Below are 24,358 nucleotides of genomic sequence, written 5' to 3'. Positions count from 1 at the left end.
TCCCGCTGGTTGGCGTACTCCTCATCCCGGGCCGGCACGAAGCCGTAGGGGGGGCCTCATCCCCACGAGCCGGGCCGCGGCTTCCAGGATGCGCAGCCCATCGGGGTCCTTCGCCATGCCCACCAAGGCCTCCCGCACCGCCTCGGCCACCGTTGGCGGGACGCGGGGGTGGACGGCGATGGGGAGGTCGAGGAAGGGTTCCGAGGTCCACAGCGCGCGGTAGGAGAACTGCTCCCGCGCCGCATATTCGGCCATCACCCGGGCGTTGACCGCGGCGGCCTGGATCGTTCCCGCCCGCAGTTGCGCCATTACCCCCTCCTGATTGCCGCCGAAGACCGGCTTGACCGTGATGCCCGCTTTTGCCAGCGCCACCATGGGCACGGCGTAGGCGACGAAGGCGGCCTTGCTGGGAAAGCCCACCTCCTGGCTGCGCAAATCTTCGAGGTTGCGAAGCGGGGAAGAGGCGGCCACTACGATCTGGCCATGGATGGGCTCGCCCGCCGGGCGCGCCAGCACGCGGTAGTGGGCTGCCTCGTGGTCGGGGGCGAAGATGTGGTTGTTGTAGGTGAAATCGAACTCCCCGCGCGCCTCCGCCTGGGAGTATTCCACCGCATTTTTGCGGGTGACGAGCTCAAGCCGCACGCCGGCCTTGCTGCTCACGTAGGCGAGGATGGGGTTCCAGTATTGGGCCGTGAGCTGGGGTGTGCGCTGGGGCACCACGCCGAAGGTGTAGCTGTTCTCTGCACGGGCAGGGGAAGCGAGGAGCAACAGCAGGGCGATGAAGACAGTGGCAAGACGAGTCATGGAACTCTCCCCGGCGGCGCTAACAGGCTGGATTTCAGCAGGGCTACGCGCCGATTCTAGCCGAAAAATCGCCGTGGCGAGGTTTCCGTAGCGGGTCACTCGGTGGAGTAAAGATTTTTGTCGGGGAGTGAATGGCCGTTGCCAGGACGGACTCGCGGAGGAGAGAGCTCGCCCGTGCAACTGCCGGAATCGGCTAGCGGAGAGAGTCGTTCTTGCGACGCTCCTGAATCGGCGGGCAGGGAACAGAACCGTAGGAGCAGAAGACACAGCAATCGCCCGGTTTAGGCTTCAATACCGTGTGGCACGCTTCGCACTCGTAGAACCACTGACAGGCGTCGGTGGGCATCGTCTCGGTGGTCACGTGGCCGCAGACCGGGCAGGTCAGCGTCGATTGCAGGATCAGCTCACCCATATCCACCCCCTCCAGCCTCTTTTGGAAAATCGAGCGCTGCCGCACAGGTGCCTTGCGCACAGGCGGGGCTCTCGTGCGCGAGTCAAAATGGTGGAGCCGGGGGGAGTCGAACCCCCGTCCGGAAACCCTCCACAGCGAGGACTACATGCTTATCGCCTTGTTGGTTTTAGCGCCGACGCCGGCCAAGGCGCCCGCCACGTCTGCGCGAGCCGTTTTGGGTTTCGCGTGGAACTCCCAAACGGCGAAGGAGCTCCCGCTAGCCTCAAAGGATGACGCTGCAGAGGTGACCGAAGTCACCATCCGGCCGTGAGGCGAAGCCGGTGCAGCGCGTCGCCGGGATTAGGCGGCGACGGCGAAACGCTCGTCGTTGGCGTTTGTTTTTTGCCAGTGGATTTACGAGGTAACTGGACCTCGGCATGCCCTCGACTGCTTTGCAGTCCCCGTCGAAGCCAAGTACGGCCCCACGTGGAGAGACGCGATCAGCGACCAGAAGTTCCCGGCCATTTGCTGAAAGCGATGAGGTAGTTTACCGCAACGTCGGGTGAAAGTCGATAGCGCTGGGTGACCGGGTTGTAGGTCATCCCGGTGATTGCGGTCGGAGTAAGGTGGGCTGCTTCCGCCCACGCGGTAATCTCGCTCGGGCGGAGAAATTTGCGCCAGTCGTGGGTCCCTTTGGGGAGGAGCTTGAGGAGGTATTCGGCGCCGATGATCGCAAAGAGGTAGGATTTTGCCGTCCGGTTGAGGGTGGCGAAGAAGACCTTGCCGCCCGGTTTGGCCAAAGTGGCGCAGGCGCGAATGGTGCTCGCCGGGTCGGGGACGTGTTCGAGCATCTCCATGCAGGTGACGACGTCAAATGCACCCGGGTGGCGTTCGGCAAACTCCTCGGCGCTTGCCGCTTCGTAGCGCACAGGAGCACCACTTTCAAGCGCGTGGAGTTTGGCGACGGTGAGCGCCTTTTCCGAGAGGTCGATTCCGGTTACTTCAGCACCGGCTTGTGCCATCGCCTCAGCAAGAATCCCGCCGCCGCATCCGACATCGACGACGCGCTTGCCCGCGAGCGTCCCGCACTCATGGATGATCCACCCGAGGCGCAGCGGGTTGATTTCGTGCAACGGGCGAAATTCACTGGTGGGGTCCCACCAGCGGTGGGCGAGCTCGCTGAATTTGGCGATCTCGTCTGGGTCGACGTTGGGAATAGCGGACATGGCGTGAGAGAAAAACGCCCTGCATCGAGCAGGGCGTTGATGAGCAGTGGCGTTGAAGGTTACTTGGTACCGATCACTTCGACTTCGACGCGACGGTCCGGTTGCAAGCACTTGATCAGCGCTTTGCGCTCTTTGATCTTGTCGCACTTGTTGCCCGTGACCGGCATCTTCTCGCCTTTGCCTTCGGTGTAGATGCGGTTCGCCGGGACCCCTTTGCTCACGAGGTATTTCTTCACCGCTTCCGCACGGCGCTCGGAGAGTTTCTGGTTGTAGGCGTCGGAGCCGATGCGGTCGGCGTGACCGACGGCGAGGATCACCTCGACGTTGATCCCTTTGATTTTCTGCGCAAGCTCGTCGAGCGTGCGTTTGCCTTCGGGGCGCAGCGTCGCTTTGTCGAAGTCAAAGAGGGTGTCGGCCGAGAGTTTGATCTTGTCGGCAACAGGTTTCGGCGCCGCTTTCGCTGCGGGTTGCGCTTTCGGCGCTTCGCACTTCTCTTTGGCGATGACGTCAGGATCGCACGAGCAGGCGAGCGGTTTGCCGTTGGTGTCCTTCACCTGTTCGGCAAGGGCCGGGGTCCAGAAGCCCGTCCGCCAGCAGAGACCCGTGCCGCTGCGCGCGACAACGCCACGGCTATCGATGACGTAGGGAATATTGCCTTGCTTGGGATCGACGACAACATCCTGGGCGAAAGCGGCCATCGAGAAACCGGCAACGAGTGCCGCTGCCAAAAGGTTACGCACGTTCATAGCTCCTTCCTTTCGTTGTTTGGGATCACTACTGCTCCATTATAGACCTTTTGCGCAAAATTCCAACAGGGAGGGGCATTCATGGTGCGCGTTGACCCCATTTTTCGGCCCAATAGGCCAATTCTGTGTTGTTTTTTTGCAACAAGAGGGTGTGGTCGCGCTTTTTGGCGACCCCGTCGATCCAGACGTCACAGACTGCTTCGCGGTCGGCAACCCAAATGAGGTGCGCAATCGGGTCGAAAACGGGGCGGGTGGCGAACGAGGCGAACGAGACGGTGATGAGGTCGGCGCGCTTGCCTGGGGTGAGCGAACCGATCTCCTTCTCCAGGCCGAGTGCTTGCGCACCACCCAGGGTTGCCATCGTCAGAAGGGTCGCCGCCGGAAGCGCTGCGGCATCAAAGTGGGTGAGTTTCGCGATCAGCGCGGCGTGGCGCATCTCCCAGAAGAGGTCGAGGCGGTTGTTGCTTGCCGCCCCGTCACTTCCCAGCGACGCGATCACCCCTGCTTCGAGCCACGCGGGGACGTTTGCTGCACCGCTCGCGAGCTTCATGTTTGAGGTCGGGCAATGGACGAGCGCCGCGCGGTGGTGCGCAAGCAGCCCCAACTCGTCGCGGTCGAGGTGAACGCCGTGGGCAGCGATGAGGCGGGGGGTGTCGAGGAGCCCGCTTCGGCTCAGCCGCTCCAACGGCGTGACGCCGTATTGGGTGAGCGACTGGGGGGTTTCGTTTGAGGTTTCGTTGAGGTGGATGTGAACGGGGAGCTCCAGTTCGTTCGCAAGCGCCGCGATTCGTGTCAAGGTTTCGTCGCTGACGGTGTAGGGGGCGTGCGGCGCGAGCGCAAAGGAGAGGAGCGGCGTGTCTCGCCACTTTTCCCAGGTGGCGAGTCCCTTCGTGAGGTAGTCGTCGGCGTTGGTCGCGTAGGGGGTGGGGAATTCGAGGACAACGAGGCCGATGGTCGCCCGCAGTCCCGCTTCACTAAAGGCGCGGGCCGCGGCGTCGGGGTAGAAGTACATGTCAAGCGCAGTAGTGACGCCCCCGTCAATCATCTCGGCTGCGGCAATCCAACTCCCTTCATAGACGAAGTCGCTGCTCACCAGCGCCTGCTCTCGGGGCCAGATCGCTTCGGTGAGCCACCGCTCGAGCGGTAAATCGTCCGCAGCGCCCCGCAAGAGGGTCATCGCGGCGTGGGTGTGGGCGTTGACCCAGCCGGGAAGGGCGGCGTGGTGGGGGCGGGTGATCCACGCCCATTGGGTGGGTGGGTAGCGGTGGCGCGCTTCCGCGGTGGGGAGGAGCGCGACGATCCGCCCGTCGGCAACGACGATCGCGTGGTCGGTGAGCACCACCCCCGGAGGGTCGACAGGGATCACCCAGGCGGCAGCGAGGACGAAACGGGAGGGCTCTGACGGGGGGGCGGTGTGCGGGGGAGTTGGTGGTTCGGTCGCAGAGATCATCGGTCGTTCCCTTCCTCAGGGTGGTAAAATCGCCGCAACGAAAAGTGTGAGTGTACCGTATGGAGTCGTTTGCTCGGGAAACCCTGGCGATCAGTTTGGAAGAGGAGATGCGCCGCAGTTACCTCGATTACGCGATGAGCGTGATCGTGGGGCGGGCGCTTCCGGACGCGCGGGACGGTCTGAAACCGGTCCATCGCCGGGTGCTCTACGCGATGTACGAGCTGGGGAACGACTGGAACAAGCCCTACAAAAAGTCGGCCCGGATCGTCGGGGACGTGATCGGGAAGTACCACCCGCACGGTGACTCGGCCGTCTACGACACGATCGTGCGGATGGCGCAGGATTTCAGTTTGCGTTATCCGCTCATCGATGGTCAGGGGAACTTCGGTTCGGTCGACGGCGACGCGGCGGCGGCGATGCGCTACACCGAGATCCGGATGGCGCGCATCGGCCACGAGCTCCTTGCCGACATCGACAAGGAGACGGTCGATTTTGGCCCGAACTACGACAACTCCGAACGCGAGCCGCTGGTGTTGCCCACCCGGGTGCCGAACCTCTTGATCAACGGCGCGAGCGGCATCGCGGTGGGGATGGCGACGAACATTCCGCCGCACAATTTGGGCGAGGTGGTCGATGGGGCGCTTGCGCTCCTCGAAAATCCCGCGCTGACGGTCGATGAGCTGATGCGCTTCATTCCGGCGCCCGATTTTCCTACCGCCGGCTTGATCGTCGGTCTGGAAGGGGTGCGCGAGGGGTACCGTACGGGCCGTGGGCGCGTGGTGATGCGCGCGCGGACCCACTTCGAGACGGTGGGGCGGGGCGCGTCTGAGCGGCAGGCGATCATCATCGACGAGCTCCCCTACCAGGTGAACAAGCGGGTGCTCTTGGAGCGGATCGCCGAGCTGGTGAATGAGAAACGGATCGAAGGGATCAGCGAGATCCGCGACGAGTCGGATAAATCTGGGATGCGGGTCGTGATCGAGTTGAAGCGCGGCGAGCATCCCGAGGTGGTGTTGAATCACCTCTTCAAATTGACCCAGCTCCAGGATACCTTTGGGATGAATCTGGTGGCGCTCGTCGATGGGCGGCCGCGGACGCTCAATCTCAAAGAGCTGGTGACCGCGTTTCTCGACCATCGCCGCGAGGTGGTCACCCGGCGGACGGTCTTTGAACTGCGCAAAGCACGCGAGCGGGGGCATATTCTCGAGGGGCTAGCGGTGGCGCTCGCGAACGTCGACGAGATTATCGCGCTCATCAAGGCCTCTCCCACGCCGCAAGCGGCCAAAGAGGCCCTTTTGGCGCGGCGCTGGCACTCCCCGTTGGTCGAAGAGATGTTGGCGCGGGCGGTTGCCGACGCGCGGGCCTACCGGCCGGAGGGGTTGCCCGCGGAGTTTGGTCTCTCGCAGCAAGGGTATCGGTTGAGTGACGCACAGGCTGACGCGATTCTGGCGCTCCGGTTGCAGCGGCTCACGGGCCTCGAGCAGGAGAAAATCCTTGCCGAATACCGCGAGGTGATCGACCGCATTACTGATCTCCTTGATATCTTGGCGCGGCGGGAGCGGGTCACCGCGATCATCGCCGACGAGTTGCGTGAAGTGAAGGAGCGTTTCGGCGACCCGCGGAGGAGCGAAATCGTTACCGACGCCGATGAGATTCGCCTCGAAGATCTGATCGCGCCACACGAGACGGTGGTGACGCTCACCCACTCCGGTTACGTGAAGCGCCAGCCGCTCGACGACTATCGGGCGCAGCGGCGCGGTGGGCGCGGTAAGCTCGCGGCGACGACGAAAGAGGACGATTTTGCCGAGCAGCTCTTCGTGGCCAATTCGCACGACTGGCTCCTCTGCTTCTCGAGCCGGGGTCGGGTCTATTGGTTGCGGGTCTTCGACCTGCCGGAAGGGGGGAGGACCGGGCGCGGCAAACCGATCGTCAATCTGCTGCCGATCCAGCCGGGCGAGCGGATCCAGGCCGTGCTTCCGGTGAAATCGTTTGCCACCGACGCCTACCTCTTCTTTGCGACCGCGCAGGGGGTGGTCAAGAAGACGGCGCTCGAGGCTTTTGCCCATCCGCGGAAAGCGGGCATCATCGCGTTGGAGCTCGACGATGGCGATCGCCTGATCGGCGTGGCGATGACCGATGGTCAGGCCGACGTGATGCTCTTTTCGGACGCCGGCAAAGCGGTGCGCTTTGCCGAGCAGGAGGTGCGGCCGATGGGGCGCGAGGCGCGCGGGGTGCGCGGGATGCAGCTCGAGGAGGGGCAGCGGGTGGTGGCGATGACGGTGGTTGGCAAGAGCGATGAAGAGGCGAGCCTGCTCTTCGCCACCGAGAATGGCTACGGCAAACGGACCGCAGTGAGTGAATTTACCCGCCACAGCCGCGGGACGAAGGGGATGATCGCGATTCAGACGACCGCGCGCAACGGCCGGCTTGTCGGGGCGTGCCTGGTGCGTAGCGGCGACGAGGTGATGCTGATGTCGCAAAATGGCGTCGTGATCCGCACCTCGGTCGACGATATCCGCGAGATGGGGCGGTCGACGCAGGGGGTGACGTTGATGGCGCTCGACGCCAACGACCTCCTGGCCGCTGTCGTCAAGATCGCCAAAGGGCCGAACGGTGATGCCGAGGGTGACGAGGTCGAGGGACAATAGCGCAACGGAAAGGGGTGGTGCGATGCGGGTCTTTAATTTCAGCGCCGGGCCGGCAGTGCTGCCGCAGGCGGTACTCGAGAAGGTCCAAGAGGAGCTCCTCGATTGGCACGGGATCGGTTCGAGCCTGATCGAGGTGAGCCACCGCGGGCCGCACTTTTCGGCGGTCCGTGACGAAGCGGAGGCGCGGCTGCGCGCCCTGTTGCAGATCCCCGACGACTATGCCGTCCTCTTTCTCCAGGGTGGGGCGACGCTGCAGTTTGCTCAGGTGGCGATGAATCTGCTGCGGGGGGGCTCTGCCGATTACATCGTCACGGGTGCCTGGTCGCAGAAGGCCTACCGTGAGGCGCTCCGTTTGGCCCCGGCGCTCGGCGGCAAGGTCCGTTTGGCTGGTTCTACCGAAGAGAGCGGTTTTACCCGTGCCCCCCGCCGCGACGAACTCGACCTCGACCCGAACGCCGCCTACCTCCACCTCTGCACGAACGAAACCATCCACGGGGTCGAGTGGCTCGACCTTGAGGCGATCGCCGCAGAAGGGGTGCCGATTGTCGCCGATATGAGCTCTCATCTCCTCTCGCGGCCGATCGATATTCGCCACTTTGGTTTGATCTACGCCGGCGCGCAAAAAAATGTCGGGCCAGCGGGGTTGACGATCGTCATCGTGCGGCGCGATCTCATCGACGACCCGTGGGTAGGGACCCCTTCGGTGATGCAGTACGCGGCGCAGGACGCGAACCAGTCGATGCTCAACACGCCCCCCACCTTTGCGATCTACGTCGCCAACCTGGTCTTTGCCTGGCTCGAGGAGCAGGGGGGGGTTGCCGCGATCGAGGCGGTCAATCGGCGCAAGGCGGAGAAGCTCTACGCGGCGATCGACGCGCTGCCGCTTTATGAGAACCGGGTGGAAGGGCCGTGGCGCAGCCGCATGAACGTGCCGTTTCGGCTGCGCGACGAGTCACTCAACGAGCGCTTTTTGCAGGAGAGCGATGCGTCGGGGTTGAAGTACCTCAAGGGGCATAAGATGGTGGGCGGGATGCGGGCGTCGATCTACAACGCGATGCCGGAGGCAGGGGTCGATGCGCTCGTTGCCTTCCTCCACGACTTTGCCAAGCGGTATGGTTGACGTGGCCAGAGGGTGAAGGGGGTGGCGATGGGAGAGCAAGAGCAGAACGGTGAAAGGGGTAACGCCGGGAATCCCGCAGAGGGCGATCGAGGGACTGTGGGGGGAGAAGAGCAGTCGCGCAACCCGGTAGGCCAGGTGTCGCCGGAGCAGGCGCTCTTTGCGGTGCGGCAGCGGATCGACGCGATCGACGCCGAGATTTTGCGCCTCCTCTCCGAACGGGGGAGCTGCGCCCGCCAGATCGGCGAACTCAAAGGGGGTGGGGTCATCTACCGCCCCGAGCGCGAGGCGGAGGTGCTGCGCCGATTGATCGCCGCCAACCCAGGGCCACTTCCCAACGAGGCGATCCGGGTGATCTTCCGCGAGGTGATGTCGGCGTGCCTGGCGCTCGAGCAGCCGCTGCAGGTCGGTTTTCTCGGCCCATGGGGGACATTCTCCGAGATGGCGGCGCGCAAGCACTTCGGTTCAGCGCCCCATTTCCACCCGATGGCGACGATTGACGAGGTCTTTCGCGAGGTCGAGGCGGGTAACCTCGACTACGGCGTTGTCCCGATCGAAAACTCGGCCGAAGGGGCGGTGGGCGTCACCCATGACCTCCTTTTGCTCCACCCTCTGAAGATTTGTGGCGAGGCGATGTTGCGCGTCCATCAACATTTGATGGGGCATGCGCCGTCGCTGCGGGCGGTGAAGCGGGTCTATTCGCACGCGCAGAGTCTGGCGCAGTGTCACGAGTGGCTCAATCTTCACCTCCCCGACGCGGCGCGCATTCCAGTCGCGAGCAACGCCGAAGCGGCGCGGCTGGCGAGCGACGATCCCGACGGGGCGGCGATTGCCGGAGCGGCTGCCGCAGAGCGGTACGGGTTGCCGATTTTGGCGCACAACATCGAAGATGATCCCAATAACACCACCCGTTTCCTGGTGATCGCCAAACACGACGCCGGCCCTTCGGGGAGAGACAAGACGTCGCTCGTCTGTTCAGCCCCCAACCGCCCTGGCGCGATGCACCGGCTGTTGGAGCCCCTGGCGCGGCACGGCGTCTCGATGACCAAACTCCAGTCCCGCCCGGCGAAAGGGGGGCTGTGGGAATATGTCTTTTTCATCGACATCGAGGGGCACCAGCACGATCCGGCGGTCGCAGCAGCGCTGGCGGAGCTCGAAGAGCGGGCGGCGTTCGTCAAACGGCTCGGCTCCTACCCCGCTGCGGTGGCTTAGGTTGGGAAACGGGACAACGGAAAAGGAGTAGGAATGGTTGCGGAGCAGCAGAGCGGGCAAGCGGGGGGCGCGGAGATTCTCGCCCATGTGCCGGAAGCGATCCGGGCACTCGCCCCGTACCAACCGGGGAAGCCGATCGAGGAGCTCGCGCGCGAGCGCGGGCTCGACCCCGCGCAGATCATCAAGCTCGCTTCGAACGAGAATCCGCTCGGGATGAGCCCGAAGGCGATGGCCGCGGTGGGGGCGGCGCTCGCCGACGGCGCACGCTACCCTGACGGCAACGGCTTTATCTTGAAAGCGGCGTTGTGCGACCGGTTCGGTTTGGCGCCCGAGCGGATCGTCTTGGGGAACGGCTCGAACGACGTGCTGGAGCTCGTCGCGCGCATCGTGTTGCGGCCGGGGACGAGCGCGGTCTTCTCCCAATACGCCTTTGCCGTCTATCCCCTCGTGACTCAGGCGCTTGGGGCGCGCGCGGTGGTCGTTCCGGCGAGGGACTTTGGCCACGACCTCGACGCGATGGCCGCGGCGATCGCGCCCGACACGCGGATCGTCTTCATCGCCAACCCCAATAACCCGACGGGCACCTTTGTCACTGGCGCCGAGATCGAGCGCTTTTTGACGCGCGTCCCGCGCGACGTGCTCGTGGTGCTTGATGAGGCCTACACCGAATACCTCGACGAAGCCGACCGCTACGAGAGCTTCGCCTGGCTCGATCGCTTCCCGAACCTGGTCGTGACCCGCACCTTTTCCAAAGCGTATGGGTTGGCGGGGTTGCGGGTGGGGTATGCGGTGGCCGACCCGCGGGTCGCCGACGCGATGAACCGCATCCGTCAGCCCTTCAACGTCAATAGTTTCGCACTGGCAGCTGCAGCTGCGGCGCTTGCGGATGAGCGCTTCTTGGCCGAGAGTGTGGCGGTGAACCGCGCGGGACTCCAAGCGCTCGCGGCTGGTTTCGACCGCTTGGGGCTCACCTATCTGCCGTCGAAAGGGAACTTCCTCGCGGTGCGGGTGGGGGATGCGGCGCGGGCCCATGACGCGCTCCTGGATCGCGGGATCATCGTCCGCCCGATCGCCGGTTACGGGATGCCCGAGTGGTTGCGGGTTTCGGTGGGGTTGCCGGAAGAGAATCGCCGCTTCTTGGCCGCGCTGAGCGAAATCGTCGGGGAGGGGTCGTGAGCGGCGCGGTGGTGGTGAAGCGCCTCACGGTCGTCGGGGTCGGGCTCATCGGCGGCTCGTTTGCGCTCGCGCTTCGCCGCGCGGGGCTCGTGGGTGAGGTGGTGGGGCTTGGGCGGCGGTGGGAGACGCTCGAGCGGGCGCAGCAGCTTGGGTTGATCGACCGCGGGGAGACCGACGCGGCGCGCGCGGTTCAGGGGAGCGATTGGGTCTTTCTCGCGATGCCGGTGGGTCAGACGCGCGCCGTGGTGCAGGCGATCGCGCCGCACCTCGCGCCCGAGGCGATCGTGACCGACGCGGGGAGCACGAAGCAGAATGTGGTCGAGTCGTTCTACCTCGATCTTCCCAACCACCTTGCGTGGGCGGTTCCTGGCCACCCGATCGCGGGAAAGGAGACGAGCGGCCCCGAGGCGGCCGATGCGGCGCTCTTTGTCGACCGTAAGGTGGTGCTGACGCCGCTACCCGAGAACCACCCGGAGGCGGTCGAGCGCGTCACAGAGCTGTGGCAGGCGTGCGGCGCAGCAGTGACGACGATGAGCCCGCAAGAGCACGACCGCGTTTTTGCCGCGGTGAGCCACTTGCCCCATGTGTTGTCCTTTGCCCTGGTCCATGAGCTGGCTGGGCGCGCAAATGCCGCGACGCTCTTTGACTACGCCGCCGGGGGTTTTCGCGACTTTACCCGGATTGCCGGGTCGCACCCCGAGATGTGGCGAGACATCTGTTTCGCCAATCGCCGCGCGATTCTTGCCGAGCTCGACGAATACCTGGCGGAGCTCGCGTGGGTTCGGGCGCTCTTGCTGAGCGGCAACGTCGACGGGCTCTACCAGCTTTTTGCGGCGGCTAGTGACGCGCGCAACCGTTGGGCGGCCGGACGGGGAACGGCTCAAGAGGAGGCGCTGGAGTGAGCGACCGCCTTCCTTTTCTCGATCTCCCTCCTGCGCTTGCCGCGCGGGGTGAGGTGAAGCTTCCCGGGAGCAAGAGCATCTCCAACCGGGTGTTGCTCCTCGCGGCGCTTGCCGAAGGGACGACGCGACTCGTCGACCTTTTGGACGCCGACGATACCGCCCGGATGCGCGAGGCACTCACTCAGCTTGGGGTGGTGTTGCGGCCGCAGCCCGACGGGTCGCTCGAGGTCGAGGGGTGCGCCGGGCGCTTCCCCCGCCGCGAAGCGAGCCTGATGCTGGGAAATGCCGGCACCGCGTTTCGCCCGCTCACTGCGGTGCTCGCGGTGCTCGGGGGGGCGTATCGCTTGGACGGGGTGGCGCGGATGCGCGAGCGGCCGATCGGTGATCTCGTCGCGGCGCTCGCACACTGGGGGTGCGCGATCGACTATCTCGGGACGCCGGGATATCCGCCGCTTGCGGTCAAGAGTCGTGTCGCAACTCCGTCGCCGGCGGTCACGCGGGTGCGCGGCAACGTCTCGAGCCAGTTTCTCACCGCGCTCCTTTTGGCGGCACCGCTTCTTGGGGTTGAGGCGGTGATCGAGATCGAGGGGACGCTCATTTCGCGCCCCTATGTCGCGATGACGATCGCGCTGATGGCCCATTTTGGCGTGACGGTGGCGCAAGAGGGGTGGGACCGCTTCCGTATCGCCGCAGGGAGCCGTTACCGCAGCCCCGGAATCTGGTATGTCGAAGGGGACGCCTCCTCTGCCTCCTATTTCCTCGCGCTCGGGGCGCTCGGCGGTGGTCCGGTGCGCGTCGTCGGAGTGGGGGAGCGAAGCGTGCAAGGGGACGTCGCGTTTGCCGATGCGCTCGCCGAGATGGGGGCGGAGATCGCCAAAGGCCCCAACTGGATCGAAGCGCGCGCGCCGCACGGGTTCGATCCCCATGGCCGGACGGCGCCGCGGCTGCGGGGGATTGACTGGGACGCGACGGCGATTCCCGACGCCGCGATGACCCTTGCGGCGCTTGCCCTGTTTGGCGACGGTACGAGTCGGCTCACCGGAATCGGGAGTTGGCGGGTGAAAGAGACCGACCGGATCGCCGCGATGGCAACGGAACTCACCAAGGTGGGCGCGTCGGTGGCCTGTGGCGACGACTGGATCGCGGTGACCCCGCCGAGCCGCTTTCGTTCGGCCGAGATCGCCACCTACGACGACCATCGCATGGCGATGGCGATGTCGCTCGCGGCGTTCGGCGACTGTTACCAACGGATCCTCGATCCTGGCTGCGTCGCGAAGACCTTCCCCGGTTACTGGACCCATTACCAAACGATCGTTCGCCCGGTGCCGGTGGTGGCGATCGACGGACCGAGCGCTTCGGGTAAAGGAACCGTTGCGGCGCGGGTTGCGGCGGCGCTCGGGTGGCACTATCTCGACAGCGGTGCGGTCTATCGGGCGCTCGCATGGCTTGCGCTCGAAAAGGGCGTGGCGCTCGACGACGCCGAGGCGCTCGTCGCGCTCGCTGAGGCGGCGCGGATCACCTGTGAAGAGGGGTCGGTGGCGGTCAATGGGGTCGAAATCGGTGAAGCGATTCGCACCGAGCGGGTTTCGGCGGCGGCATCCCAGATCGCGGCGTTGCCGGCGGTGCGCGCGGCGCTTTTGGCGCTCCAGCGCGCGAGTCGGCAGCGTCCCGGGCTCGTTGCCGACGGGCGCGACATGGGGAGCGTCGTCTTTCCCGATGCGCTCGTCAAGATCTTTTTGACCGCTTCGCCTGAGGTTCGCGCCGAACGGCGCTATAAGCAGTTGATCGCAAAAGGATTCGATGCTAATATTGATGAATTGCGTCGCGAGCTCGCGGCGCGCGACCATCAGGATCGGGCGCGCGCCGTGGCTCCGTTGCAAGCGGCACCTGGGAGCTACGCTCTCGACACGACAGCCATGTCGGTGGATGAAGTAGTCGCTGCGGTGCTGATGAGGGTGCACGCGGCGCTCGAAGAGGATGAGCGGCGCGTGTAAGGGTTAATCACGATACTTTTCTATTTTGGATCAACGCAACATGAATTCTGTTACTGCAGTCGCTGAACCGACCACTCAAGAGAGTTTCGCCCAGCTTTTCGAAGAGAGCTTGATGCAGGAGTTTCGTCCGGGTCAGGTGATCACCGCCGAGGTGGTCGATATCGACGACAACTTTGTCGTCGTCAACGCCGGGCTCAAGTCGGAGAGCTTTATCCCCAAAGAGGAGTTTCTCGACGCCCAAGGCGAACTCGAGGTGAAGGTTGGCGACTTCGTCAAGGTCGCGATCGAGGCGCTGGAAGACGGTTACGGTGAGACGCGCCTGTCGCGCCGTCGCGCGAAGATGCTCGAAGCGTGGGACGAAATCGAGCGCGTCTTTGAAGAGGGGCGGACGGTGACCGGACGTGTCACGGGCCGCGTCAAGGGCGGGCTCACGGTGAACGTCATGGGGTTGCGCGCCTTTTTGCCGGGTTCGCTCGTCGATATTCGCCCTGTGCGCGATACCACCCCGTTTGAGGGGCAAGAGCTCGAATTCAAGGTGATCAAGGTCGACCGCAAACGCAACAACATCGTCGTTTCGCGCCGGGCGGTGCTCGAAGAGCAGATGGGGAGCGAGCGGGAGAAGGTGTTGGAGGCGCTCGCCGAAGGTTCGGTGGTCAAGGGTGTGGTCAAAAACATCACCGATTACGGCGCGTTCGTCGACCTCGGTGGGATCGACGGGTTGCTCCACATCACCGACCTCGCGTGGCGGCGGGTTCGTCACCCCTCCGAGGTCATTTCGGTGGGCGAAGAGGTCACCGTCAAGGTGCTCAAGTTCGACCGCGAAAAGATGCGCGTTTCGCTCGGGATCAAACAGCTGGGCGACGACCCGTGGGTCGGGATCGCTCGCCGCTATCCTGCGGGGACCCGTCTCTTTGGTAAGGTGACGAACCTCACCGATTACGGCGCGTTTGTCGAGATCGAGCCGGGGATTGAGGGGCTGGTCCACGTTTCCGAGATGGACTGGACCAACAAGAACATCCACCCCTCGAAGGTGGTTCAGGTGGGCGACGAAGTCGAGGTGATGGTGCTCGAGATCGACGAAGAGCGTCGCCGCATCTCGCTCGGGATCAAGCAGTGCAAGCCCAACCCGTGGGAAGAGTTCGCGCACAACCACCAGAAAGGGGACAAAGTGCGCGGCCAGATCAAGTCGATCACCGATTTCGGCGTCTTTGTCGGCCTGGAAGGGGGGATCGATGGCCTCGTGCACCTCTCCGACCTCTCCTGGACCGAACCGGGGGAAGTCGCCGTGCGGCGCTACAAGAAGGGCGACGAGGTTGAGGCGGTGGTGCTTGGGATCGACGTCGAACGCGAGCGGATTTCGCTCGGGATCAAGCAGCTCGAAGGTGACCCCTTCACCAACTACATTGCGATGAACCCGAAAGGGAGTATCGTCAAAGGGAAGGTGAAATCGGTCGATCCCAAGGGTGCGGTGATTCAGCTCGACGATGAGGTGGAAGGGTATCTGCGCGCGTCGGAGTTTGCGCTCCACCGCGTCGACGACCTGACCCAAGAGCTCAAAGAGGGCGACGAGATCGAAGCGGTGATCACCAACGTCGATCGCAAGAACCGTTCGATCCAGCTCTCGGTCAAGGCCAAAGAGCACGCCGAGCAAGAGGCAGCGATGAGCCGCCTCTCCGCTGAGCAGCCTGCGGCACCGGCGACCCTTGGCGATCTCATCAAAGCGAAGCTCAACGAACAGAAGCGGTAAATGGGCGTGCGATGACCCGTTCGGAATTGATCGCCGCGCTCTCGGCCGAGTTTGCCAAGCTGCCGCCGCAAGATATTGACGCTGCGGTGCGCGTCTTGCTCAAAACCATGAGCGAGACGCTCGCCCGCGGCGGGCGAATCGAGATTCGCGGTTTTGGGAGCTTTTCGCTCCATCGCCGTCCCCCGCGCTTGGGTCGGAACCCCAAGACGGGGGAGGTGGTGGCGGTGCCGGCCAAGTGGGCGCCCCATTTCAAACCGGGCAAGACTTTGCGCGAGCGCGTTGACGCCGCAAGACGATAAGGAGGCCCGATGCGGCTACTCAATCTTGCACTTTTTTTGGTGGTTTTTGCCGTTGCCGGGGCATTGGCGTTCCGTAACCACCACGAGGTCCCGTTTCACGGGCTGATCTGGCAGGGTGAGGTGCCGCTCGTGTGGCTCCTAGTCGCCGCGTTTGCTCTTGGGGTGGTCGTCGCCGTGCTCCTCTTCTTTCCGGTGACGCTCCGCCACCGCTGGCAGCTTTGGCGTGCACGGCGCGAACTCCTTCGTCTTTCCCGGCTCCCTTCCGCCGCAAACGAAGCGAAATAGCACGCTATGTTCGATTCATGGTGGTATGCGCTCCTTCTGGGGGCGCTTTTTTTTGCCTTGGGGTGGGTCGCCGGTCGGATTGACCTCAAAGCGGTGACTCGGGCAGCGAGCGAGCTGCCGCGCGCTTACCTCAACGGTCTCAACCACCTCCTCCACGGCCGCCGCGACCAGGCGCTCGAGGCACTCCTTGCCGCCGCCGAGCTCCATCCCGGACCGGTTGAACTGCAGCTCGCGCTTGCCGCACTCATGCGCGATCGCGGTGAGTATGAGCGGGCGATCGCGATTCACCGCACGCTCCTTGCTCGCCCCGAGCTCACGCCGCGCGAGCGTGAGGAGGTGGAGGCGGAACTGGCGCTCGACTACCACCGCGCCGGTTTTCTCGACCGGGCAGAAGCGGCCTACCGTCAGATGTTGGATGGACCGCGCGGCAGTTGGGCGCGAGCGGCACTCATCGCGATCCTGCAGACGGAACGGAACTGGCGCGGCTGTCTTGAACTGATCGAAGCGGCTCCTGATCAGGTTCCCGGCGCGACGGCGCTCATCATGCACCTCCATTGCGAGCTCGCGCAGGAGGCGATTGCTGCCGAAGCGTGGCGGGGGGTCGAAGAACACCTCGCGGCTGCGGTGGCCGCGGGGGGCGCCCAGGCGCTTCGCCCGCTGATCGTCGAAGGGGAGTGGCGGTTGGCTCAGCGCGACGTCGCTGCTGCCCTCGCCGTTTGGCAGCGGATCGAGCGCGCGGCACCCGAAGGGTTGGCGTTGGTGGTGGAGCGCTCGCTTGCGGCGCTTCCGCTTGAGCGGTTGCCTGAGCTGTTGCCCCTCTTGCGGCGGTGGTTTCACCGCTATCCGCAGATCGACGCTTGGGACCGCTATATCGACTTTGAGCTGCAGTACGGTTCAGTCGAGGAGGCGTTTCGTCGCTTGCAGGTGGCAATGCGCACAGCACCCAATTTGATGGTGCTCGATGAGTATCTCCGTCTGGCCGGTTGGCTTGCCCCGCCCACGTGGCGCGGCGAGGTCGACCGCGTCCGCTCGCTCGTCCACGGCTACGTCGAACGGCTTGCGCGCTATCATTGTGGCCGTTGCGGGTTCAAAGCGAAACGCCACCATTGGCGTTGTCCCGCGTGCGGCGAGTGGGGAACTTTCCCCCCCTATCGGACAGTCACCTTTGAAGGGGGCAGAAGCCAGTGACGAAAGGAACGAAGATGGAGCCATTTCCGACGATCGAAGCGTTTGTGGGCAAGACCCCCCTGGTACGGCTGCAGCGCATCACGGCGGGGCGGAACAACACGATCCTTGCGAAACTCGAGGGGAACAACCCGGCAGGATCGGTGAAGGACCGTCCGGCGCTCTCGATGATCCGACGCGCTGAGGAGCGAGGGGTGATCAAGCCGGGCGACACCTTGATCGAGGCAACGAGCGGCAACACCGGGATTGCGCTGGCGATGGCGGCGGCGATCCGCGGCTACCGCATGATCCTCGTGATGCCGGAGAATCAGAGTATCGAGCGGCGGCAGACGATGCGGGCGTTTGGCGCGGAGTTGGTGCTCACCCCCAAAGATGGCGGGATGGAGCTTGCGCGTGACGTCGCCGAAGAGATGGAGCGGGAGGGAAAAGGGATCATCCTCAACCAGTTTGCCAATCCCGACAACCCCTACGCCCACTACACGGGAACGGGACCGGAGATCTGGGAGCAGACAGGGGGGCGGGTCACCCATTTTGTCTCGAGTATGGGGACGACCGGAACGATCATGGGGGTCTCCCGTTTTCTCAAGGAGCAGAATCCGGCGATTCAGATCATCGGCTGCCAGCCTGAGGAGGGGTCGCAGATCCCCGGAATTCGCAAGTGGCCTCCCGAATATTTGCCGAAGATCTACGACCCGGGACGGGTCGACCGGCTGGAGTATGTCTCTCAGGCTGAGGCGGAGGCGATGACGCGGCGGTTGGCGCAAGAGGAGGGGATCTTTGCCGGTATCTCCTCGGGAGGGGCGCTCGCGGTGACGCTGCGCGTTGCCGAGGAGCTCTCTGACGCGGTGATTGTCTTTATCGTCTGTGACCGCGGCGACCGCTACCTCTCCACTGGGGTTTTCCCTGCTTGACATTTTGCGCTAAAATAGATTGGTTTGTCCGCCTTTTGGCTCGATCCGCACGAACGAAGGAAACACGATGTCCGAGCATACGACAGAGAGTGGGCTCTATCGCCCCCATTTCGAACACGACGCCTGTGGTGTGGGTTTTGTCGCCCACATTCGCGGGGAGAAGCGGCACGAATTCATCCGGCAAGGTCTGGAGATTTTGTGCAATCTCGACCATCGCGGTGCGGTCGGCGCTGACCCCCTCCAGGGCGACGGCGCAGGCATTTTGATTCAGATTCCCGATCGCCTCTATCGCGAGGAGATGGCGAAGCAGGGCGTCTCGTTGCCGCCTGCGGGCGAATATGGAGTCGGGATGATCTTCCTCCCCAAAGAGCCGGCGGCGCGCCGCGCGTGCGAAGAGGCGCTCGAGCGGGCAGTGGTGGCCGAGGGGCAGGTGGTGCTCGGTTGGCGCGACGTCCCGGTCAATCACGAGATGGAGATGTCGCCGGCAGTGAAGGCGAAAGAGCCGGTGATCCGGCAGATCTTCATCGGCCGCGGTCCCAACGTGATGGTGACCGATGCGCTCGAGCGCAAACTCTACGTGATCCGGCGGCGGGCAGCGAACGCTATTCTTGCGCTCAAGCTCGAACACGCGAAAGAGTTCTACGTCCCGTCGATGTCGGCGCGGACCATCGTCTACAAAGGGCAGCTTCTCGCGCATCAAGTCGGCGAATACTACCGCGATCTCCTCGATCCCCGTGCGGAATCGGCGTTGGCGCTCGTGCACCAGCGTTTTTCCACCAACACCTTCCCGGAGTGGCGCCTCGCCCACCCGTTCCGCTATATCGCCCACAACGGCGAAATCAACACCTTGCGGGGGAACTACAACTGGATGCGCGCCCGCGAGCGCGGCGTCTCCTCCACGCTCCTCGGGCAAGATCTGGAGAAGCTCTGGCCGATCATCTACCCCGGACAGTCCGACTCCGCCTCGTTCGATAACGCGCTCGAGCTTCTGGTGATGGCGGGCTATTCGCTCGCCCACGCGATGATGATGCTGATTCCCGAAGCGTGGGAAGCCCACACCAAGATGGATCCTCGCCGCCGCGCCTTCTACGAATACCACGCGGCGATGATGGAGCCGTGGGATGGTCCCGCAGCGGTGGCGTTTACCGACGGGCGGCAGATCGGCGCGACGCTCGATCGCAACGGCCTGCGGCCGGCGCGTTACCTCATCACCGATGACGACGTCGTCGTGATGGCCTCAGAGGCGGGCGTATTGCCGATTCCGCAAGAGCGGATCGTCCGCAAATGGCGGCTGCAGCCTGGGCGGATGTTCCTGATCGACATGGCGCAGGGACGGATCATCGAAGACGAAGAGCTGAAGACGACCCTTGCGAATGCCAAACCCTACCGCGAGTGGCTCGAGCGGATCAATATCCACATCGATTCGCTGCCGGTGCCGAGCGCCACCGCGATCGCCGCAGGGTTGAGCCCGCAGCCGATCCTTGATTTGCAGCAGGCGTTTGGCTACACGCAAGAGGACCTCAAGTTCATCCTCGAGCCGATGGCCAAGACCGGTGAAGAGGCGGTGGGATCGATGGGGAACGACGCGCCGCTTGAGGTGCTCTCCCACCGTCCCAAACCGCTCTACCACTACTTCCGTCAACTCTTTGCCCAGGTCACCAACCCGCCGATCGACCCGATCCGCGAACAGTTGGTGATGTCGCTCGTCTCGTTCATCGGCCCCAAACCCAACATCCTCGAACTCAACGAGATCAACCCCCCCTACCGCCTCGAGGTACCGCAACCGGTGCTCGACTTTGCGGCGATGGCCAAGGTGCGCGACATCGCCCGCTACACCGACGGCCGCTTCAAGAGCTTCGAGCTCGACCTCACCTACCCCGTGGCGTGGGGGAAAGAGGCGGTCGAAGCTTTCCTTGCGTCGCTCCAGGCGCAGGCTGAGGATGCGGTCACCAACGGCTACAACATTTTGATTCTCTCCGACCGCAAGGTCGACCGCGATCGAGTTGCCGTTCCCGCGCTCCTGGGACTCTCGGCGGTTCATCAACATTTGGTGAATAAGGGGCTTCGGACCCGTACGGGGCTGGTGGTCGAGACCGGCTCCGCGCGCGAAGTGCACCATTTTGCCGTGCTCGCGGGCTACGGCGCTGAGGCAGTCCATCCCTATTTGGCGCTCATGACCCTCAAAGAGCTCGCGAACGGCGACGAGGCGCTTGAGGAGAAGTACACCCAACACTTCATCAAGGCCGTCGGTAAGGGGTTGATGAAGGTGATGTCGAAGATGGGGATCTCCACCTACATGTCCTACACCGGGGCGCAGATCTTCGAAGCGGTGGGGATCCAGCAGGCGGTGTGCGACAAGTACTTCACCGGTACGGTGAGCCAAGTCGAAGGGATCGACCTCTTCACGATCATGGAGGAGGCGATCCGGATGCACCAAGCGGCGTACGGCAAAGATTTGACGCTGGCGAAAATGCTCGACGTCGGCGGCGAGTACGCCTGGCGCCACCGCGGCGAAGAGCACATGTGGACGCCCGAGGCGATCGCGAAGATGCAGCACGCAGTGCGCACCGGCAAGTTCGAGACCTACGCCGAGTATGCGCGGATCATCAATGACCAGTCGAAGCGGCTGATGACGCTGCGCGGCCTCTTCCAGTTCAAGAAGGCGGAAAAACCGGTTCCGTTGGACGAAGTCGAGCCCGCGAGCGAGATCGTCAAGCGCTTCGCCACCGGCGCGATGTCGCTCGGGTCGATCTCGACTGAGGCGCACACCACCCTGGCGATCGCGATGAACCGCATCGGCGGCAAGTCGAACACCGGTGAAGGGGGCGAGGATCCCGCCCGTTTTCGCCCCATCGAGCGCGACACGACCCTTGCCGAAGTACTCGGCCAAGACCGGGTGGTGCGGGATCTCCCGCTCAAAGCGGGCGACAGCCTCCGTTCGGCGATCAAGCAGGTGGCGTCGGGCCGCTTTGGCGTCACCACCGAATATCTGGTGAACGCCGACCAGATCCAGATCAAGATGGCGCAAGGGGCGAAACCGGGTGAAGGGGGGCAACTCCCCGGCCACAAGGTCTCTGAGTACATCGGCTTTCTGCGCCACTCGGTGCCGGGCGTCGGACTCATTTCGCCACCGCCCCACCACGACATCTATTCGATCGAAGATCTGGCGCAGTTGATCCATGACCTCAAAAATGTCAACCCGAGCGCGTCGATCTCGGTGAAGCTCGTCTCTGAAGTCGGCGTCGGCACCGTTGCTGCGGGGGTGGCGAAGGCGAAAGCGGACCACATTGTGATCGCCGGTCACGACGGCGGCACGGGGGCCTCCCCGATCTCGTCGATCAAACACGCGGGAACCCCGTGGGAGCTGGGGCTTGCGGAGACCCAGCAGACGCTCGTGCGCAACCGCTTGCGCGGCCGCGTGCGCGTTCAGGTCGACGGGCAGATGAAGACGGGGCGGGACGTGGTGATCGGGGCGCTCTTGGGTGCCGACGAGTTCGGTTTTGCGACCGCGCCGCTCGTTGCCGAAGGGTGCATCATGATGCGTAAGTGCCACCTCAACACCTGTCCCGTTGGGGTCGCGACGCAGGACCCGGAGCTCCGCCGCCGCTTTGTCGGACAACCCGAGCATGTGATCAACTACTTCTTCTTCGTCGCCGAAGAGGTGCGGCAGTTGATGAGCGAATTGGGCGTACGCCGGTTTGACGAGCTGATCGGCCGCGCCCACGAGCTTTTGGAGATGCGGCCGGCGATCGACCACTGGAAGGCGAAGGGACTCGACTTTTCGCGGATTCTCGCCAAACCCAAAGGGTACGGCGAGACCCCCCACTTCCATTGTGAGTCGCAAGACCATGGCTTGGAGAAAGCGCTTGACCATCAACTGATCCGGCAGGCGCAACCGGCCCTCGAGCGCCGGGAGGCGGTGCGGATCGACGTCGCAGTGCGCAACATCAACCGGACGGTGGGCGCGATGCTCTCGGGCGAGGTGGCAAAGCGTTACGGCCACGCGGGACTTCCCAACGACACGATCCATGTGACGTTGCGCGGCACCGCAGGGCAGAGCTTTGCGGCGTTCCTCGCGCGCGGCGTCACCTTCGATCTGATTGGCGAGGCGAACGACTACGTCGGCAAAGGGCTTTCGGGTGGCCGGGTGATCGTCCGTCCTGATCCCCAATTCCGGGGTGAGCCGACGCAGAATATTATTGTGGGCAACACGGTGCTCTATGGCGCGATCGAGGGTGAGGCCTACTTCTGTGGCGTTGCCGGCGAGCGCTTTGCGGTGCGCAACTCGGGGGCTGTTGCGGTGGTCGAGGGGGTCGGCGACCACGGCTGCGAGTATATGACCGGTGGAACCGTCGTCGTGCTCGGGCGTACCGGACGCAACTTCGCCGCAGGCATGTCGGGAGGGATCGCCTATGTGTTGGACGAGGAGGGCACCTTCGCCGATCGGTGCAACCTGGCGATGGTCGCGCTCGAACCGTTGCCGGACGAGATCGAGGCGCGCGCCCAGTGCGACTGCGGGCCGGAGCTCGAAGCGCACGGGTTCGTCCGCATCGACCATCTGACGATGGGCGACGAGCTGATCCTCAAAGGGCTGATCGAGCGCCACGCTCAATTTACCGGCAGCCGCCGTGCGAAAGAGATCCTTGCGCACTGGAGCCATTGGCGGTCGCGCTTCGTCAAGGTCTTCCCGCACGAATATCGCCGGGCGCTGGGCGAGATGGCCCAAGCGCGCGAAACGCAGTCGGCTTGATCGATAAAGGAACTGACGATGGGTAAACCAACCGGTTTTCTGGAATTTGCGCGCGTCGCGGAGGCCTACGAGCCGCCAGAGGTACGTGTCCACTCCTACAAAGAGTTTGTCTCGCGCCTTACCGACGAGCAAGCGAAGATCCAAGGGGCGCGCTGTATGGACTGCGGCATCCCCTTTTGCAACAACGGCTGCCCGGTCAATAACCTGATCCCCGACTGGAACGACCTGGTCTATCGCGGTAAAGTGCGCGAGGCGGTGACGGTGCTCCACAGCACCAACAACTTCCCGGAGTTCACCGGCCGGATCTGTCCGGCGCCGTGCGAGGCGGCCTGCACGCTCAACCTTGACGACAATCCGGTGGGGATCAAATCGATCGAGCGCTATATTGCCGATAGTGGCTGGGAACACGGGTGGATCTTCCCCGAACCGGCAAGTGAAAAGAGCGGCAAGCGCGTCGCGGTGGTCGGCTCTGGCCCCGCGGGGTTGGCGTGTGCGCAACAGCTCGCGCGTGCCGGCCACAGCGTCACCGTTTTTGAGAAGAGCGATCGCATCGGCGGGCTCCTCCGTTACGGGATTCCCGACTTCAAACTCGAAAAGTGGCAGATCGACCGCCGCATCGCGCAGATGGAGGCCGAAGGGGTGCTCTTTCGCACGCGGGTTCGCGTCGGGCCGAAGCTGCCGGAGTCGGTCAATGATGACGCGGTGGAGACGATCACCCCCGAGGAGCTGCGCGCGCAGTTCGACGCGGTGGTGCTCGCGGTCGGCGCGGAAGTCCCACGCGATCTCGTCGTCCCCGGGCGGGAGCTTGCAGGGATCCATTTCGCGATGAAGTTTCTTGCGCCGCAGAACAAGGCGGTTGCCGGCGATGGGCCCAACCCGATCAACGCGCAAGGCAAGCACGTGATCGTCATCGGCGGGGGCGACACGGGCGCCGACTGTACTGGGACGAGTCTGCGTCACGGGGCGCTCTCGGTGACGCAGCTTGAGCTACTGCCTAAGCCGCCGGAGAAGGAAGAGAAGCTCGTCACCTGGCCCTACTGGCCGCACAAGTTGCGCACCTCGAGTTCGCACGAAGAGGGGAATGTGACGCGGGAGTGGGCGGTGACGACAAAGGCGTTCATCGGCGACGAAAAGGGGCACGTGCGCGCGATCCGTTTGGCGCGGCTCGACTGGTCGAGCGGCAAACCGGTCGAGATTCCGGGGAGCGAATTTGAGCTCCCCGCCGATCTCGTCTTCCTCGCGATGGGGTTCCTCCACCCCGCGCAGGAGCTGCTTGACGCTTTTGGCATCGCCAAGGATGCGCGCGGGAATGCCGCGGCGCCAACCGATGGAGGCAACGCCTACGCGACCAACGTTCCCGGCGTCTTCGTCGCGGGCGACTGCCGTCGTGGACAGTCGCTCGTCGTCTGGGCGATTCGCGAGGGGCGGCAATGCGCCCGCGCCGTGGATGAAGCGTTGATGGGCCGTTCGATCCTCCCCCGTTAAGCGCATGATGAACCGCGGGTGAGGCCTTAA

General features: G+C 64.2%; 18 protein-coding genes and 1 other RNA gene. 13 read left to right on the top strand and 6 right to left on the bottom strand.

The features are described 5' to 3' along the window. Positions 1-21 precede the first annotated feature (21 nt). The 6 genes from ACYQ6T_RS04135 to ACYQ6T_RS04110 form a co-directional block, all read right to left on the bottom strand. The gene (locus ACYQ6T_RS04135) at positions 22-804 is read right to left on the bottom strand and encodes a phosphate/phosphite/phosphonate ABC transporter substrate-binding protein (protein ID WP_459828025.1); all 783 of its coding nucleotides are present in this window, start codon (positions 802-804) and stop codon (positions 22-24) included. A 193-nt stretch (positions 805-997) separates the two neighbouring features. Next, entirely contained in the window at positions 998-1,216 is a 219-nt protein-coding gene (locus ACYQ6T_RS04130; RefSeq protein ID WP_459828023.1) for a GDCCVxC domain-containing (seleno)protein, read from the bottom strand. An 88-nt stretch (positions 1,217-1,304) separates the two neighbouring features. After that, positions 1,305-1,679: a transfer-messenger RNA gene (gene ssrA, locus ACYQ6T_RS04125) on the bottom strand. Between the two features lie 16 nt (positions 1,680-1,695). Next, on the bottom strand, positions 1,696-2,421 hold the full coding sequence (gene ubiG / locus ACYQ6T_RS04120) for a bifunctional 2-polyprenyl-6-hydroxyphenol methylase/3-demethylubiquinol 3-O-methyltransferase UbiG (protein ID WP_459828021.1): 726 nt from the start codon (positions 2,419-2,421) through the stop codon (positions 1,696-1,698). Between the two features lie 59 nt (positions 2,422-2,480). Next, positions 2,481-3,167 carry an OmpA family protein gene (locus ACYQ6T_RS04115; RefSeq protein ID WP_459828018.1) on the bottom strand — a complete coding sequence of 229 codons (687 nt, stop codon included), beginning with the start codon at positions 3,165-3,167 and terminating at the stop codon, positions 2,481-2,483. Positions 3,168-3,246: 79 nt separating this feature from the next. Continuing rightward, positions 3,247-4,617, bottom strand: coding sequence for a TRZ/ATZ family hydrolase (locus ACYQ6T_RS04110; RefSeq protein WP_459828016.1), 1,371 nt, complete (start codon positions 4,615-4,617; stop codon positions 3,247-3,249). Between the two features lie 59 nt (positions 4,618-4,676). Between ACYQ6T_RS04110 and gyrA the strand changes: the two genes are divergently transcribed. From gyrA to ACYQ6T_RS04045, 13 genes are all read left to right on the top strand, one after another. Next, on the top strand, positions 4,677-7,265 hold the full coding sequence (gene gyrA, locus ACYQ6T_RS04105) for a DNA gyrase subunit A (protein ID WP_459828014.1): 2,589 nt from the start codon (positions 4,677-4,679) through the stop codon (positions 7,263-7,265). A 22-nt stretch (positions 7,266-7,287) separates the two neighbouring features. Continuing rightward, the gene (serC, locus tag ACYQ6T_RS04100) at positions 7,288-8,385 is read left to right on the top strand and encodes a 3-phosphoserine/phosphohydroxythreonine transaminase (protein WP_459828011.1); all 1,098 of its coding nucleotides are present in this window, start codon (positions 7,288-7,290) and stop codon (positions 8,383-8,385) included. 27 nt (positions 8,386-8,412) lie between these two features. Further along, entirely contained in the window at positions 8,413-9,594 is a 1,182-nt protein-coding gene (pheA, locus tag ACYQ6T_RS04095) for a prephenate dehydratase (RefSeq protein WP_459828009.1), read from the top strand. A 33-nt stretch (positions 9,595-9,627) separates the two neighbouring features. Continuing rightward, positions 9,628-10,770: a histidinol-phosphate transaminase gene (gene hisC / locus ACYQ6T_RS04090; protein WP_459828004.1), complete on the top strand. Its 1,143-nt coding sequence runs from the start codon at positions 9,628-9,630 to the stop codon at positions 10,768-10,770. Continuing rightward, on the top strand, positions 10,767-11,672 hold the full coding sequence (locus ACYQ6T_RS04085; protein WP_459828001.1) for a prephenate dehydrogenase: 906 nt from the start codon (positions 10,767-10,769) through the stop codon (positions 11,670-11,672). Before hisC ends, ACYQ6T_RS04085 begins: the two co-directional genes overlap by 4 nt. Further along, the gene (aroA, locus tag ACYQ6T_RS04080) at positions 11,669-13,666 is read left to right on the top strand and encodes a 3-phosphoshikimate 1-carboxyvinyltransferase (protein WP_459827994.1); all 1,998 of its coding nucleotides are present in this window, start codon (positions 11,669-11,671) and stop codon (positions 13,664-13,666) included. The genes ACYQ6T_RS04085 and aroA overlap by 4 nt, the downstream gene beginning before the upstream one ends. Positions 13,667-13,706: 40 nt before the next feature. Continuing rightward, on the top strand, positions 13,707-15,413 hold the full coding sequence (gene rpsA, locus ACYQ6T_RS04075; RefSeq protein ID WP_459827991.1) for a 30S ribosomal protein S1: 1,707 nt from the start codon (positions 13,707-13,709) through the stop codon (positions 15,411-15,413). Positions 15,414-15,424: 11 nt separating this feature from the next. Next, the gene (locus ACYQ6T_RS04070) at positions 15,425-15,712 is read left to right on the top strand and encodes an integration host factor subunit beta (protein WP_459827988.1); all 288 of its coding nucleotides are present in this window, start codon (positions 15,425-15,427) and stop codon (positions 15,710-15,712) included. A 9-nt stretch (positions 15,713-15,721) separates the two neighbouring features. After that, positions 15,722-15,997, top strand: a complete 276-nt coding sequence (locus ACYQ6T_RS04065; protein ID WP_459827986.1) for a lipopolysaccharide assembly protein LapA domain-containing protein — start codon at positions 15,722-15,724, stop codon at positions 15,995-15,997. Between the two features lie 6 nt (positions 15,998-16,003). Beyond that, positions 16,004-17,185, top strand: coding sequence for a hypothetical protein (locus ACYQ6T_RS04060; protein ID WP_459827983.1), 1,182 nt, complete (start codon positions 16,004-16,006; stop codon positions 17,183-17,185). A 14-nt stretch (positions 17,186-17,199) separates the two neighbouring features. Next, positions 17,200-18,093, top strand: coding sequence for a cysteine synthase CysM (cysM, locus tag ACYQ6T_RS04055; RefSeq protein WP_459827980.1), 894 nt, complete (start codon positions 17,200-17,202; stop codon positions 18,091-18,093). A 67-nt stretch (positions 18,094-18,160) separates the two neighbouring features. Next, complete coding sequence (locus ACYQ6T_RS04050; RefSeq protein WP_459827978.1) at positions 18,161-22,843, top strand: glutamate synthase-related protein; 4,683 nt, start codon at positions 18,161-18,163, stop codon at positions 22,841-22,843. A gap of 18 nt (positions 22,844-22,861) precedes the next feature. Beyond that, positions 22,862-24,328: a glutamate synthase subunit beta gene (locus tag ACYQ6T_RS04045; protein WP_459827975.1), complete on the top strand. Its 1,467-nt coding sequence runs from the start codon at positions 22,862-22,864 to the stop codon at positions 24,326-24,328. The last annotated feature ends 30 nt before the right edge of the window (positions 24,329-24,358 follow it).

It is taken from the genome of Hydrogenophilus islandicus, from assembly GCF_054657095.1.
This window is presented reverse-complemented; position numbering and strand designations above follow the sequence as displayed.

What these genes read in the sequence shown, in the direction of transcription:
- ACYQ6T_RS04070 (WP_459827988.1), top strand. Translation starts at nt 15,425, where the DNA reads ATGACCCGTTCGGAATTGATCGCCGCGCTCTCGGCCGAGTTTGCCAAG.
- ACYQ6T_RS04050 (WP_459827978.1), top strand. Translation starts at nt 18,161, where the DNA reads ATGTCCGAGCATACGACAGAGAGTGGGCTCTATCGCCCCCATTTCGAA.
- ubiG (WP_459828021.1), bottom strand. Translation starts at nt 2,421, where the DNA reads ATGTCCGCTATTCCCAACGTCGACCCAGACGAGATCGCCAAATTCAGC.
- cysM (WP_459827980.1), top strand. Translation starts at nt 17,200, where the DNA reads ATGGAGCCATTTCCGACGATCGAAGCGTTTGTGGGCAAGACCCCCCTG.
- ACYQ6T_RS04110 (WP_459828016.1), bottom strand. Translation starts at nt 4,617, where the DNA reads ATGATCTCTGCGACCGAACCACCAACTCCCCCGCACACCGCCCCCCCG.
- ACYQ6T_RS04135 (WP_459828025.1), bottom strand. Translation starts at nt 804, where the DNA reads ATGACTCGTCTTGCCACTGTCTTCATCGCCCTGCTGTTGCTCCTCGCT.
- ACYQ6T_RS04130 (WP_459828023.1), bottom strand. Translation starts at nt 1,216, where the DNA reads ATGGGTGAGCTGATCCTGCAATCGACGCTGACCTGCCCGGTCTGCGGC.
- ACYQ6T_RS04065 (WP_459827986.1), top strand. Translation starts at nt 15,722, where the DNA reads ATGCGGCTACTCAATCTTGCACTTTTTTTGGTGGTTTTTGCCGTTGCC.
- serC (WP_459828011.1), top strand. Translation starts at nt 7,288, where the DNA reads ATGCGGGTCTTTAATTTCAGCGCCGGGCCGGCAGTGCTGCCGCAGGCG.
- gyrA (WP_459828014.1), top strand. Translation starts at nt 4,677, where the DNA reads ATGGAGTCGTTTGCTCGGGAAACCCTGGCGATCAGTTTGGAAGAGGAG.
- ACYQ6T_RS04060 (WP_459827983.1), top strand. Translation starts at nt 16,004, where the DNA reads ATGTTCGATTCATGGTGGTATGCGCTCCTTCTGGGGGCGCTTTTTTTT.
- ACYQ6T_RS04045 (WP_459827975.1), top strand. Translation starts at nt 22,862, where the DNA reads ATGGGTAAACCAACCGGTTTTCTGGAATTTGCGCGCGTCGCGGAGGCC.
- hisC (WP_459828004.1), top strand. Translation starts at nt 9,628, where the DNA reads ATGGTTGCGGAGCAGCAGAGCGGGCAAGCGGGGGGCGCGGAGATTCTC.
- pheA (WP_459828009.1), top strand. Translation starts at nt 8,413, where the DNA reads ATGGGAGAGCAAGAGCAGAACGGTGAAAGGGGTAACGCCGGGAATCCC.
- rpsA (WP_459827991.1), top strand. Translation starts at nt 13,707, where the DNA reads ATGAATTCTGTTACTGCAGTCGCTGAACCGACCACTCAAGAGAGTTTC.
- ACYQ6T_RS04115 (WP_459828018.1), bottom strand. Translation starts at nt 3,167, where the DNA reads ATGAACGTGCGTAACCTTTTGGCAGCGGCACTCGTTGCCGGTTTCTCG.